Source organism: Mycobacterium scrofulaceum (assembly GCF_001667885.1).
Lineage (GTDB): Bacteria > Actinomycetota > Actinomycetes > Mycobacteriales > Mycobacteriaceae > Mycobacterium > Mycobacterium scrofulaceum_C.
The window spans coordinates 1-13,188 of record NZ_LZJW01000176.1; the positions used below are offsets into that span (position 1 = coordinate 1).

A 13,188-nucleotide genomic window follows, 5' to 3' on the forward strand; every position below is an offset into this window, starting at 1 on the left:
AACGTGCTCTCAGGGCGGGAAAATCGCCTAAATCCCGCCCTGAGAGCACGTTCGGCGACGAGCGGTGCCTATCCCAACGGCGCGCTCGGCGTGAACGCCACCGGCATCTTCTCCAGGCCGGACACGAAGTTGGCCGGCCGCAGGGGCAGGTCGGCGTCCGACGCCAGCCGCATGTCCGGCAGACGCTGCAGCAGCCGGGTCTGCATGATGGACAGCTCCAGCCGGGCGAGCTGGTTACCGAGGCAGAAGTGCGTGCCAAAGCCGAAGGCCAGGTGGTTGTTCGGGTAGCGCTCGATGTTGAAGGTCTCCGGGTCGTCGAAGACCTTCTCGTCGAAGTTCGCCGACTCGAACAGCAGGATCATCTTCTCGCCCTGGTGCAGCTGGGTGCCGTGGAACTCCGTGTCGGCGGTGATCGTGCGTGCCATGTTCTTCACCGGTGCGGTCCAGCGCAACATCTCCTCGATCGCGTTGGGCAGCAGGCTCAGATCGGCCGCCAGGCGCCGGTGCTGATCGGGATGCAGCAGCAGCTGCCGCGTCCCGCCGGACAGCGTGTGGCGCGTGGTCTCGTCACCGCCGATCAACAGCAGCAGGACCTCGGTGACGATCTGGTGGTCCTCGAGCCGCGAGCCCTCGACCTCCGCGTGCACGAGGACACTGACCAGGTCGTCGGTCGGTTCGGACTTGCGGGCCTCGATCATGCCCATCATGTACTGGCTGTAGGCCGCGAAGGCGTCCATGGTGACCTGGACGTCCGCTTCGGCGGCGGTGCTGCTCAACGCGCCGACCAGGTCGTCGGACCACTTGAGGAACATCTTGCGCTCTTCGGGGCGCACGCCGAGCATGTCGCCGATGACCGCCATCGGCAGGGGCGCGGCCAGGTCCCAGACGAAGTCACACTCGCCGCGCTCGCATACCGCGTCGATCAGGGTGTCACACAACGAAACGATCTTGGCCTCAAGGTCTTTCACGCGCTTGCGGGTGAAGCCGGAGTTGACAAGCTTGCGGCGCAACAGATGTTGCGGATCGTCCATCTCGATCATCATCTCGACCCCCGGTTGGTCGGGTCGGATGCCACCGGCATTCGAGAACAGCTCGGGGTTGCGCTCGGCCTCGATCACGGCCTGATACGTCGAAGCCGCGGCCAGCCCATTGCGGTCCCTGAACACCGGCTCGTTCTCTCGCATCCACTTGTAGATGGGCCGAGAGTCACCGGCGTAGAAGGTCCCGTCGGTGAGGTCGACGGAGGGTTTGGTCGTGGAAGTGACTGTCATGAGATCTCCTGGGCGTCACCGAAGGACATTTGTACGTGGTCGACAGAGCTGGACACTAAGGCGCGCTTCGGAAGGCCCAGCGACGCAAGTTCTTTCGCATACGGATGATCACCGAGCCGGATGCTCACCCCGCCGAATCGGGTGCGCACACCGTCCAAAGTGTGTTCGAAGGCGGTTTCCCGGGTGATGCCGTCGCGGTGCGAGTAGGTGCGTTGCGACTGCTGCCGCGGCGTCAGCCGGAACGGCAGGCCGCGGCGAAACTCCATGCCGATCACCGACTGGCCGTCGATGGTGAGATCGAACCCGAACTGACGCCCCTCCCGAACGGTGAAGTCGGCCATCACCTTCGGATAACCCCAGATCTTCGTTCCCGCCTCCAGGGTGAACGCCTGGTCCACGGGGAGGTGGTGGATGAACGCGCCGGCGGACTGCAACGCGCCCAGCCCGCTCGCCTTGGAGCCGGGCGGATTGACCATCACGCTGGTGCCGAACTCGTGATACTGGCCCAGGTCGCCGTCGATGTAGTGCATCAACATCAGGACCACGATGGCGCGGCCGGGCAGGTAGCGGCACACCTGCAGGCCGCTGTAATCGATCATCTGTTGCGCGGCATCGGCGTCGACGGAGAACATCGCCATGTGCTGGTTTGCCTTGCGGATCTTCACCGGCATGGTGAGCACCGTGCCCGCGATGGTGTGCTGCGAGGCTGTCATCGGGCCAATCTAGAACGCGTTCTATTCGTAGGGCAAGCTTCTTCCGGACCGGATCAGATCAGCGTGGCGAGCTCCCTGATCTGCGCCTCGTTGCGTCCGTTGACGACCATCATCGTGACGCCGGCGGCTTCCCAGACCTTGACCTGCTCACGGACGTAGTTGATATCACCGACGATCGCGGCGTCGTCGATCACCTCGTCGGGGATGATTTCGGCGGCCTTGTCCTTCTGGTTGCTGCGGAACAGCTTGGTGACGTCGTCGACCACCTCCGCATAGCCCATCCGCCGGTAGACGTCGGCGTGGAAGTTGGTGTCCTCGGCGCCCATCCCGCCCATGTAGAGCGCGATGTAGGGCTTCATGGCCGCGAACGCCGCCGGGCGGTCGTCGGTGATGACGATGTTGGCGGTCGCGCAGATCTCGAAGTCCTCACGGCTACGCCGCGCCCCGGGCCGCGCGAAGCCCTCGTCGAGCCACTCGTTGTAGGTGCCCGCCATCCGCGGCGTGTAGAAGATGGGCAGCCAACCGTCGCAGATCTCGGCGGCCAGGGCCACGTTCTTCGGCCCCTCGGCGCCGAGCAGGATCGGGATGTCGGGACGCAGCGGATGGGTGATCGGCTTGAGCGGCTTGCCCAGACCGGTCGTCTGCTCGCCCGTCAGCGGCAGCGGATAGTGCGGGCCGTCGCTGGTGACCGGCTTCTCCCGGGCCCACACCTGCCTCATGATGTCGATGTACTCGCGGGTGCGCGCCAGCGGCTTGGGGAACGGCCGGCCGTACCAGCCCTCCACCACCTGCGGGCCGGAGACGCCGAGGCCGAGGATGTGCCGGCCCCCGGATAGATGATCGAGCGTCAGCGCGGCCATCGCGGTGGCCGTCGGGGTGCGCGCGGACAGCTGGATCACCGAGGTGCCCAGCCGCAGCCGGTGTGTCGACGAGCCCAACCAGGCCAGCGGCGTGTAGGCGTCCGATCCCCACGCCTCGGCCGTGAAGACGGCGTCGAATCCGGTTCCCTCGGCGGCGGCGACGAGCTCCGCGTGGTTCTCCGGCGGCTGAGCGCCCCAATACCCGAGCTGCAATCCCAGCTTCATCGTCACTGAACCCTTCCGAGGACCCGATGTTGAAACAGTTCTTAGAACCTGTTCTACTCGATGGCGTGACAGCCAGTTCGAGCAGCCCGACCTTGACGGATCCCACTGAGCCACCGCTCTCCGCGCCGCTGACGTTGTCTTTCGACTACACCCGTTCAGTCGGCCCCACGCTGAGCAAGTTCTTCACCGCACTGCGTGAGCGCCACATCCTCGGGGTGCGCGGATCCGATGGCCGAGTACATGTGCCGCCGGCGGAATACGACCCGGTTACCTACGAGCCGTTGGGCGAGATGGTTCCGGTGTCCAGCGTCGGCACCGTCGTTTCCTGGACGTGGCAACCGGATCCGGTGGAGGGCCAGCCGCTGGACCGTCCGTTCGCCTGGGCGCTGATCAAGCTCGACGGCGCGGACACCCCGCTGATGCACGCTGTGGACGCGGGCGAGCCCAAGGCCATCAAGACCGGCTCCCGGGTCCATGTGCACTGGGCCGACGAGCCGGTGGGCGCCATCACCGACATCGCCTACTTCGCACTCGGCGAGGAAGCCGAACCGGTGTCCGAACAGCCGGCGGGCGAACAGGATCCGGTGACCATGATCGTCACGCCGATCTCGCTGACGATTCAGCACACCGCCTCCCACGAGGAGAGCGCCTACCTGCGCGCGATCGCCCAGGGCAAGCTGCTCGGCGCGCGCACCGGCGAAAAAGGGAAGGTGTATTTCCCGCCGCACGGCGCGGATCCGGCCACCGGCCAACCCACCACCGAATTCGTCGAGCTGCCCGACAAGGGCACCGTCACGACGTTCGCGATCATCAACATCCCGTTCCAGGGACAGCGCATCAAGCCGCCGTACGTGGCGGCCTACGTGCTGCTCGACGGCGCCGACATCCCCTTCCTGCACTTGGTCGCCGACGTCGACGCGCACGAGGTGCGGATGGGTATGCGCGTCGAGGCGGTGTGGAAACCCCGCGAGGAGTGGGGCTTTGGCATCGACAACATCGAGTACTTCCGGCCGACGGGGGAACCCGACGCCGAATACGACACCTACAAGCACCACCTGTAAAGGGCAGACCTACCACATGAGCGCTCGCAACGTTGCGGTCGTCGGCTTCGCCCACGCCCCACACGTACGCCGCACCGACGGCACCACCAACGGCGTCGAGATGTTGATGCCGTGCTTCGCCCAGCTCTACGAGGAACTCGGGATCACCAAGGCCGATATCGGCTTCTGGTGCTCGGGATCGTCCGATTACCTTGCCGGGCGGGCTTTCTCCTTCATCTCGGCGATCGACTCGATCGGCGCCGTGCCGCCGATCAACGAATCGCACGTCGAGATGGACGCGGCCTGGGCCCTTTACGAGGCCTACATCAAGATCCTGACCGGCGAGGTCGACACCGCGCTGGTATACGGGTTCGGCAAGTCCTCGGCCGGAATCCTGCGCCAGATCCTGTCGCGGCAGACCGATCCCTACACCGTCGCGCCGCTGTGGCCGGACTCGATCTCGATGGCCGGGCTGCAGGCCCGGATGGGGCTCGACAACGGCAAGTGGACCGAAGAACAGATGGCCCGCGTCGCGTTCGACTCCTTCGCCAATGCGCGCCGGGTCGACAAAGTGGAGGGGTCGATCAGCGTCGCCGAACTGCTCGAACGGCCGTTCTTCGCCGAGCCGTTGCGGCGCCACGACATCGCGCCCATCACCGACGGTGCCGCCGCCATCGTGCTCGCGGCCGACGACCGGGCGCGCGAGCTGCGCGAAAACCCCGCCTGGATCACGGGAATCGAGCACCGCATCGAAACCCCGGCCTTGGGCGCGCGCGACCTCACCGAGTCCACGTCGACCAAGGCCGCGGCCCAGGCGGCCACGGGCGGCCGGACCGACAATCTGGACGTCGCGGAGATCTGCGCGCCGTTCACCCACCAGCACCTGATCGTCGAGCAAGCCATCCGGATACCGGGGCCGACGAAGGTCAACCCGTCCGGTGGGGCGCTGGCCGCCAATCCGATGTTCGTCGCCGGGCTGGAGCGCATCGGCTTTGCCGCACAACATATCTGGAACGGATCCGCGAAGCGGGTGCTCGCCCACGCCACCAGCGGGCCCGCGTTGCAGCAGAACCTGGTCGCGGTCATGGAAGGAAAGAACTGATGGCCGGAGCGGGAGCATACCTGGCCGCGGTACTCGGTACCGGGCAGACCAAGTACGTGGCCAAGCGCCAAGACGTTTCGATGAACGGCATGGTGCGCGAGGCGATCGACCGCGCGCTGCAAGACTCCGGTTCGACGTTCGACGACATCGACGCCGTCGTCGTCGGCAAGGCGCCCGACTTCTTCGAGGGCGTCATGATGCCCGAGCTGTTCATGGCCGACGCGGTGGGTGCCACCGGGAAGCCGCTGATCCGGGTGCACACCGCGGGTTCGGTCGGTGGGTCCACCGGCGTGGTGGCCGCCAGCCTGGTGCAGTCCGGAAAATACCGGCGGGTGCTGGCGATGGCCTGGGAGAAGCAGTCGGAGTCAAACGCCATGTGGGCGTTGTCGATTCCGATCCCGTTCATCAAGCCCGTCGGCGCCGGCGCGGGCGGCTATTTCGCCCCGCACGTGCGGTCCTACATCCGCCGGTCCGGCGCTCCGCTGAACATCGGGGCTATCGTCGCGGTCAAGGACCGGCTCAACGGGGCCCGCAATCCGCTGGCGCACCTGCATCAGCCCGACATCACCGTCGAGAAGGTGATGGAGTCGCCGATGCTGTGGGACCCGATCCGCTACGACGAGACCTGCCCGTCGTCGGACGGTGCCGCCGCGGTGGTGATCGGCAACGAGGAGGTCGCCGAAGCCCGTCTGGCACAAGGACAGCCGGTCGCGTGGATCCACGCGACCGCGCTGCGCACCGAGCCGCTGCAGTTCTCGGGGCGCGACCAGGTCAGCCCCCAGGCCGGGCGCGACGCCGCCGCGGCGCTGTGGAAGGCGGCGGGCATCACGAGCCCGATCGACGAGATCGACGCCGCGGAAATCTACGTCCCGTTCTCGTGGTTCGAGCCGATGTGGTTGGAAAACCTGGGCTTTGCCCCCGAAGGCGAGGGCTGGAAGCTCACCGAAGCCGGCGAGACGGCGATCGGGGGACGGCTACCGGTCAACCCGTCGGGTGGCGTGCTGTCGTCGAACCCGATCGGCGCCTCTGGCCTGATTCGGTTCGCCGAGGCGGCGATTCAGGTGATGGGCAAGGGCGGGGATCATCAGGTCCCCAACGCGCGTAAGGCGTTGGGGCACGCCTACGGCGGCGGCTCGCAGTACTACTCCATGTGGGTGGTCGGTGCGGACAAGCCCACGCCCGAAAAAGTCGGATCGTGACCGAAAACCCCGCACACGAGGCGGGCCGGCGCTCGCGCGAGGCGGTCATCGCGAGGGACAAAGAGGCGTGGCTGGCGGTGTTCGCCGACGACGCCATCGTCGAGGACCCGATCGGCCCGTCGGCCTTCGACCCGGAAGGCAAAGGACACCGCGGCCGCGACGCGATCTCGGCCTTCTGGGATAAGGCCATCGCCCCCACCACCAAGATCGAGTTCGTGTTCCGCGACACCTACCAATGCGGCAACGAGGAAGCCAACGTCGGCCACATCCTGATCACCCATGGCGACTATCAGGTGACCGCGGAAGGCGTCTTCACGTACAGGGCGAACGACGAGGGCCAGATGACCGCCCTGCGCGCTTATTGGGAGATGGACCGCGCGGCCGCGTCGGCCCGGAAGGTCTAGAGCGGCTCGAGTCCGGCCAGGTGCCGCTGGGCCAGTTCGCGGTAGGCCTGCGGATTCACCTTGACCCACATCTCGGCGCCCGTTCCGGCGACCGGTCCCTTGATCTGCGCCGGGGCGCCCACCGCCAGCATGCCCGCCGGGATCTGGGTGCCGGCCGTCACCAGCGAGTGGGCCGCGATCAGGCTGCGCGCGCCGATGACCGCGCCGTCGAGGACGGTGGCGTGGTTGGCGATCAGCGCCTCGGACCCGACGTGCACCCCATGTATGCAGCACATGTGCGCCACCGTGGCGCCGGGGCCGATGTCGACCGGGATGCCGGGCGGCGCGTGCAGCACCGAGCCGTCCTGCACGTTCGCGCCCTCACGCACCACGATGGGCCCGTAGTCGCCGCGCAGCACGGTGTTGAACCAGACCGATGCACCGGCCTCCACGACAACGTCGCCGATCAGGGTGGCGGTCGGGGCCACAAACGCGGTGGGATCGACCCGAGGCGCCCGACCCTCGAAAGCAAACAGCGGCATCGTCTAGATATACCCCGAGCGGGCATCCGCCGCGCATATGCCGTGGCCAGACTCGCCGTCGTTGCGCGCCGCCACCGCAAAACTGTAACGTGTTCTAGTTAGAGGGCCAGTGAGTTGGAGGTGACAGGGTGACTACCGACACCAAGGCGGTCGGCATCCGGGAGATCGATCCCGGTGCTTTGCCGACGAGGTACGCCCGGGGCTGGCATTGCCTGGGCGTCGCGAAGGACTTCCAGGACGGCAAGCCGCACTCGATCGAGGCGTTCGGCACCAAGCTGGTGGTCTTCGCCGACTCACAGGGCGACCTGAAGGTCCTGGACGGCTACTGCAGGCACATGGGTGGCGACCTCTCGGAGGGCACCATCAAGGGCGACGAGGTGGCCTGCCCGTTCCACGACTGGCGCTGGGGCGGTGACGGCCGCTGCAAGCTGGTGCCGTACGCCAAGCGCACACCCAAGACGGCGCGCACCCGCTCGTGGACGACCGACGTGCGCGGCGGCCTGTTGTTCGTCTGGCACGACCACGAACAGAATCCGCCCGACCCCGCGGTCCGCATCCCCGACATCCCGGAAGCCGCCAGCGACGAGTGGACCGAATGGCGGTGGAACCGCATCCTCATCGAGGGATCGAACTGCCGCGACATCATCGACAACGTCACCGACATGGCGCACTTCTTCTACATCCATTTCGGGTTGCCGACGTACTTCAAGAACGTTTTCGAGGGACACATCGCGTCGCAGTACCTGCACAACGTGGGCCGGCCGGACGTCAACGACCTGGGTACCTCCTACGGTGAGGCGCACCTGGACTCGGAGGCGTCGTACTTCGGGCCGTCGTTCATGATCAACTGGCTGCACAACAGCTACGGCGGCTACAAGGCCGAGTCGATCCTGATCAACTGCCACTACCCGGTCACCCAGAACTCGTTCGTGTTGCAGTGGGGTGTCATCGTCGAAAAGCCCAAGGGCATGGACGAAGCGATGACCGAGAAGTTGTCGCGCGTGTTCACCGAGGGTGTCAGCAAGGGCTTCCTGCAGGACGTCGAGATCTGGAAGCACAAGACCCGCATCGACAACCCGCTGCTGGTCGAGGAGGACGGCGCCGTCTATCAGTTGCGCCGCTGGTATCAGCAGTTCTACGTCGACGTGGCCGACATCCAGCCGGAAATGGTGGAGCGCTTCGAGATCGAGGTGGACACCACGCGCGCCAACGAGTACTGGAACGCCGAGGTCGAAGAGAACCTGAAGGCGGCCGGCGACGAAGTGCCCGCGGAGCAGCACTGACTCCATGACCCAGGATCAACCGGCGGTCCCCGACGTCGACCGGCTCGCCCGGTCGATGCTGATGCTGCACGGTGACCATCACGACCACGACGACGCGCCCGCCCGCAACGGCGGCTCCGGATCCTGGTCGAAATCAAGGGATTTCGCCAACGATCCGCAGCGCGCCGCGGCGGTCGCCGAAGCCAGTCGCGCCGACCGGGAGCGGTATCTCAGCTCGGGGCTGCTACCGGTGGATTGCCGGTTCTGCCACGCCACGGTCACCGTCCGGAGGCTGGGACCGGGTCACACCGCGGTGCAATGGAACACCGAGGCCTGGCAGCGGTGCGCCCACTTCACCGACGTGCGCAACTCCGGTGGCGATACGGCGCGGATCCGGTCGTGCCCGAAGTTGAGCGACAGCATCGAGCATGCCGTCGCGGAGGGTTACCTGGGCGAGCCCGACGAGCCCGAGGGCTGATCACAGCCCTGCGAAGCGCTCCTTGACGGTCTCGACCGTCAGCCCGTAATCGGCCAGCGAGTACTTGTGTTTGGGCGCGCGCTCGCCGGACTGGCTGTCGGCGTGCGCCTTTTCCATCGCCGCCCTCGCCTCGTCGGTCAGCGTCAGACCGAAATGCCGGTAGATGTCGGCCACCGTGCCGATCGGGTCGGCGATCAGTTCCTTGTAGTCGACGTCGTAGAACTGGTCCGGCGAATACTTGGCGCGGGCGGTGTTGAAGCGCTCCAGCCCACGCGACCAGGTATCCATTGCGTCAGCGCCGATTTGGGCCCCGTCGAACGACGTCGACCATCCCTCCGCGGTGTGCTGGGCCAGCGAGCACATCGAGGCCATGATCGTCTCAACCGGCCGATGGGTCTGGATCACCAGCGCGTCGGGGTAGGTCGCCATCAACGCGTCCAGTGCGAACAGGTGACTGGGATTCTTCAGCACCCAACGCTTTTCGGCGTCGTTGAGCCCGATCAGCTGGAGGTTCTTGCGATGCCGACGGTAGGACGGCGTCCAGTCCTGCTCAGACAGCCACTGCGCATAGCTGGGCAGGTGCGCCAAGGTCTCGTAGGACACCGAATGCAGCGACTGCCGAAGCAGCTGCCAGCATTCCTCGAGCTCGTACGCGGCCATGAAGTGCAGGCCCGTGTAACCGGGATTCTCTTGGTGGTGCCGGTTGAATTGCTCGTCGAGCTGGCGATAAAGGGGGTGGGAGTCCCAGGTTTCGCGCGGCGGCCGCGGCTGCGGGAATTCGGCCAGCCACATGTGCAGACCCTGGTGCGCGGGGTCGGCGCCCAGTAGCCGGTGCAGCGCGGTGGTGCCGGTGCGCACCAGGCCGGTGACGAAGATCGGGCGTTCGATCACGACATCGGCGTGCTGCGGGTACTGCTTCCACGACGCCTCGGACAGCAGCCGGGCCACCAGGGCTCCGCGCAGAAAGAACCGATTCATCTTGCTGCCCAACACCGTGAGCCCGGCTTCGGTCCGGTAGGAATCCAGCAGCACCTGAAGCGCTTCGAGATAGTTGTCGTCGTTGGCGCCGAAGTCGTCGAGCCCGGTCAGCTTGGTGGCCGAGGCGTGCAGCTCGTCGACGGTGCCGATGTCGGTGCGATCGGACATTACGTGTGGTACTCCCCGCAGTTGACGTCCAGCGTCTGCCCCGTGATGCCGCTGGACAGGTCGCTGGCCAGGAAAAGGATCGCCGAGGCCACCTCGTCTTCGGTGGGCAGGCGCTTCAGGTCGGAGTTCGCCGCGGTGGCGGCATAGATCTCATCCACCGTCGTGCCGTACTTGCCCGCCTGGTGTTCGAAGTAGGCCTGCAGGGTGTCACCCCAGATATAGCCCGGGGCAACGGAATTCACGCGGATCCCCTTCTCGCCAAGCTCGGTGGCCAGCGACTGCGACATCGACAGCAGCGCCGACTTCGCCATCTTGTAGGCGCCGTACTTGGCCTGGGAATGGCGCAGCACCATGGAGTTGACGTTGACGATCGATCCGTGCGATTTCTCCAGCGCGGGCGTGAAAGCCTGAATGAGTCGCAGCGCGCCCAGCGCGCTGAGCTCTATCGCATCGCGGATGTGCTGAAAGCTGGTGCCGGCCAACGGCTTCATGGACGGGACGCGAAAGGCGTTGTTGATCAGCACGTCGACCTTGCCGTAGGTGGCCATGGTGGTCTCGACGAGGTAGTTCACTTCGTCGTCGTCGGTGATGTCGGCACGCACCGCCAAGGCTTTGTGCCCGGTGTCGTTGACCTGTTTGGCGACGCTTTCGAGCCGCTCCACCGTCCGCGCCGCCAGCACCAAGTCGGCGCCGTCCTGGGAGCATCGGTGCGCCAGGGTGGTGCCGAGCCCCGGCCCCACGCCGCTGATGACGACGACCTTTTCGTTGAGTAAGCCCGACATCGTCACCCCAGCATCCTGGCCGCAATTTGCTGTTGGCGCAGCGCTATTCGCGCACGCCATTCGTCTTCGGAGATCTTATTGTGCTCGAAATACGGCAACGTGGCGGGTACGGCGTCGAAGTCGACCAACTCCACGGTAGGCCCGTCCGCCTCGGTGAGCTGACGCGAGACCCGCTGCCAACGGAACTGCAGGAAGCCCCGCCGATGCGCGAGGGTCTCCACCCAGTTGGTCACCCCCGGATTCTGGTCGGCGACGACAATGCGCACCTTGCCATCCGGATCCGCTTGTGCCTGAGTGTTGTTCAGCGATGTCTGGTGGTTGATGTAGTCCAGCGAGATGTACCACAGGCTGCCCAGCTGGAAGCCGAGGTAGGGCGCGTCGGAAACCGGGATGGTGATCACCAGCGCTTGATCGGGCCTCAGGTCGTAGTGGCCGACCGATGAATACTGGGTCGCCAGTCCGCCCGGCGTCAGCCGGGGCGCGACCATGGTGTTCACCGGAAGATCGAGGTAGAACCACTGCGGAAACTGCAGCCACGTTTTCACCCGGTTGACGAGCTGCTTTGCGGCTGTGGCGTAACGCTTTTCGATTGTTTCGCGGGTCAGGGGCGGCGGGGCGGTGCCCGCGGTGTCCAACCGCGAGATCGACAGCGTGCCGCGCTGCGCCGACCAGTCGCCGTAGACCTCGCGGATAACCAGCTGCCCGTTGCTGGTGGGCCGCACGCGCCATTCGAAGCTGCCGTCGGCGGCGATGTCCAGTTCGCGGTCGTCGAACGCCGCCTGGCTGGCGGGCACGTTGTCGTCGGTGTATTCCCCGCCGAGGAGCTGGAAGCTCAGGTCAGTCGTGGTGCCGCGCCGGCCGGTGACGACGTAGTCGTGATTGGCGTGGACGCGCGTGCCGAAGTAGAGGGTGTCCGGATTGTCCAGCCCCATCTTGGTGAACGGCCCGGTTCCCGACTGCAGGAACGGGTGGTCCCGCTCGTAGTCGAAGGCCAAGTGGATACAGGCCGAAACGCAGCCCGCCAGATACTGCAGCCCTTCGAGCAAGTCTGCCTCGGTCTCGATGAAGGGCGCTTCGGCGACCAGTTGCTCGGCTTCCGCGATCGCGGCGGTGAGAGGATCAGAGAACACGCATAGACGCTAGAACGTGTTCTACTTTTTCGTCAATGGCGAACGTTCTCGCGCGTCCGGCCCAACGTTCACCGACGAGGCCGACTCACTACGGTGCGCACTGCTGCGAGAGGTCGATCAGATGCTGGCGCACGTCCGGATGCCGATTCAGGTAGTCGATGACGTTGGGGCCGCCCCCTTCCGCCTCCGACTTGGCCTGCAGCTGCTGATGCAGGTCGGGATGCCGCTGCAGGTACTGGTCGATGGAGTTACCCACGGTCTGATTGCATTGCGGCGCGGCGCCGGCGACCGGGAGGGCGATCACCGTCGCGGCGGTGGCGGCCAGCAAACCCCCGGCGAGCACGCCGTACAGTCCGCGGCCACGAGTGTTCCTGGATGTCACGGTCATGCGCGCCAGGTTACTCCGGGTAGCTATGCCTCGCCTGTGCGCGCGGTCACTTGGCGGCGGCGGCGCTTTCTTGCTCGCGCTTGATCTCCAGCGCGATGTCGATGAGTTGGTCCTCTTGACCGCCGATGAGTTTGCGCTGACCGGCACGGTGCAGCAGCTGGTGGGCGGGCACGCCGTAGCGCTCGGACTGGCGGATGGCGTGCTTGAGGAAGCTCGAGTAGACCCCGGAGTAGCCCATGATCAGGGCGTTGCGGTCCAGCAGGCACTCGGCGGGCATGGCCGGGGCGACCACCTCCTCGGCGGCGTCGGCGATGTCGAAGAAGTCGATCCCGGTCTTGACGCCGATCTTGTCGAACACGCCGATGAGCGCCTCGACGGGCGCGTTGCCCGCTCCGGCGCCGAACCGGCGACACGAACCGTCGATCTGCTTGGCCCCCGCGCGGACGGCCTCCACCGAGTTGGCCACCCCGAGCCCGAGATTTTCGTGGCCGTGGAAGCCCACCTGGGCGTCGTCGCCCAGCTCGGCAACCAGGGCGGCGACCCGGTCGCGCACCCCTTCGAGGACCAGCGCGCCGGCCGAGTCGACCACATAGACGCACTGGCAACCGGCGTCGGCCATGATGCGGGCCTGGGCGGCCAGCTTCTCCGGCGGAATCGTGTGGCTCAT

At 66.3% G+C, this 13,188-nt stretch carries 15 protein-coding genes; 6 read left to right on the forward strand and 9 right to left on the reverse strand.

Going from position 1 to position 13,188, the window contains the following annotated elements; genetic code table 11:
* Positions 1-68: 68 nt before the first annotated feature.
* The 3 genes from A5681_RS24515 to A5681_RS24525 are packed head-to-tail and all read right to left on the reverse strand — an operon-like array spanning position 69 to position 3,069.
* Positions 69-1,271 carry a cytochrome P450 gene (locus A5681_RS24515; RefSeq protein WP_067281981.1) on the reverse strand — a complete coding sequence of 401 codons (1,203 nt, stop codon included), beginning with the start codon at positions 1,269-1,271 and terminating at the stop codon, positions 69-71.
* Positions 1,268-1,984 carry an acetoacetate decarboxylase family protein gene (locus A5681_RS24520; protein ID WP_067281984.1) on the reverse strand — a complete coding sequence of 239 codons (717 nt, stop codon included), beginning with the start codon at positions 1,982-1,984 and terminating at the stop codon, positions 1,268-1,270. The genes A5681_RS24515 and A5681_RS24520 overlap by 4 nt, the downstream gene beginning before the upstream one ends.
* A 53-nt stretch (positions 1,985-2,037) precedes the next feature.
* Positions 2,038-3,069: an LLM class F420-dependent oxidoreductase gene (locus A5681_RS24525; protein ID WP_067281987.1), complete on the reverse strand. Its 1,032-nt coding sequence runs from the start codon at positions 3,067-3,069 to the stop codon at positions 2,038-2,040.
* Between the two features lie 65 nt (positions 3,070-3,134).
* Between A5681_RS24525 and A5681_RS24530 the strand changes: the two genes are divergently transcribed.
* Genes A5681_RS24530 through A5681_RS24545 form a run of 4 tightly spaced genes read left to right on the forward strand, consistent with a single transcriptional unit; the run spans position 3,135 to position 6,814 of the window.
* Complete coding sequence (locus A5681_RS24530) at positions 3,135-4,130, forward strand: Zn-ribbon domain-containing OB-fold protein (RefSeq protein WP_067281990.1); 996 nt, start codon at positions 3,135-3,137, stop codon at positions 4,128-4,130.
* A 16-nt stretch (positions 4,131-4,146) separates the two neighbouring features.
* Positions 4,147-5,211 (forward strand): thiolase domain-containing protein, encoded by a 1,065-nt coding sequence (locus A5681_RS24535; RefSeq protein ID WP_067281993.1) that lies wholly within the window; start codon positions 4,147-4,149, stop codon positions 5,209-5,211.
* Positions 5,211-6,410, forward strand: a complete 1,200-nt coding sequence (locus A5681_RS24540; RefSeq protein ID WP_067281997.1) for a thiolase domain-containing protein — start codon at positions 5,211-5,213, stop codon at positions 6,408-6,410. Before A5681_RS24535 ends, A5681_RS24540 begins: the two co-directional genes overlap by 1 nt.
* Positions 6,407-6,814: a nuclear transport factor 2 family protein gene (locus A5681_RS24545; protein WP_067282001.1), complete on the forward strand. Its 408-nt coding sequence runs from the start codon at positions 6,407-6,409 to the stop codon at positions 6,812-6,814. Before A5681_RS24540 ends, A5681_RS24545 begins: the two co-directional genes overlap by 4 nt.
* Here A5681_RS24545 and A5681_RS24550 read toward each other — a convergent pair.
* Positions 6,811-7,335 carry a gamma carbonic anhydrase family protein gene (locus tag A5681_RS24550; protein ID WP_066955234.1) on the reverse strand — a complete coding sequence of 175 codons (525 nt, stop codon included), beginning with the start codon at positions 7,333-7,335 and terminating at the stop codon, positions 6,811-6,813. The two genes, A5681_RS24545 and A5681_RS24550, sit on opposite strands and share 4 nt — an antisense overlap.
* A gap of 128 nt (positions 7,336-7,463) precedes the next feature.
* Between A5681_RS24550 and A5681_RS24555 the strand changes: the two genes are divergently transcribed.
* Positions 7,464-8,618: a Rieske 2Fe-2S domain-containing protein gene (locus A5681_RS24555; RefSeq protein WP_067282004.1), complete on the forward strand. Its 1,155-nt coding sequence runs from the start codon at positions 7,464-7,466 to the stop codon at positions 8,616-8,618.
* Positions 8,619-8,622: 4 nt separating this feature from the next.
* Positions 8,623-9,075, forward strand: a complete 453-nt coding sequence (locus tag A5681_RS24560) for a hypothetical protein (protein WP_067282007.1) — start codon at positions 8,623-8,625, stop codon at positions 9,073-9,075.
* Here A5681_RS24560 and A5681_RS24565 read toward each other — a convergent pair whose 3' ends face one another.
* The 5 genes from A5681_RS24565 to dmpG form a co-directional block, all read right to left on the reverse strand.
* Positions 9,076-10,221, reverse strand: coding sequence for a sulfotransferase family protein (locus tag A5681_RS24565; RefSeq protein ID WP_067282009.1), 1,146 nt, complete (start codon positions 10,219-10,221; stop codon positions 9,076-9,078).
* The gene (locus tag A5681_RS24570; protein WP_067282012.1) at positions 10,221-11,003 is read right to left on the reverse strand and encodes an SDR family oxidoreductase; all 783 of its coding nucleotides are present in this window, start codon (positions 11,001-11,003) and stop codon (positions 10,221-10,223) included. The genes A5681_RS24565 and A5681_RS24570 overlap by 1 nt, the downstream gene beginning before the upstream one ends.
* A 2-nt stretch (positions 11,004-11,005) precedes the next feature.
* Positions 11,006-12,133: a hypothetical protein gene (locus A5681_RS24575; protein WP_067282015.1), complete on the reverse strand. Its 1,128-nt coding sequence runs from the start codon at positions 12,131-12,133 to the stop codon at positions 11,006-11,008.
* A gap of 88 nt (positions 12,134-12,221) precedes the next feature.
* A complete protein-coding gene (locus A5681_RS24580) occupies positions 12,222-12,521 on the reverse strand; it encodes a hypothetical protein (protein ID WP_067282018.1) in 300 nt (99 codons plus the stop codon).
* 46 nt (positions 12,522-12,567) lie between these two features.
* A partial coding sequence (gene dmpG / locus A5681_RS24585; protein ID WP_067282021.1) for a 4-hydroxy-2-oxovalerate aldolase occupies positions 12,568-13,188 on the reverse strand: 621 nt, incomplete at its 5' end.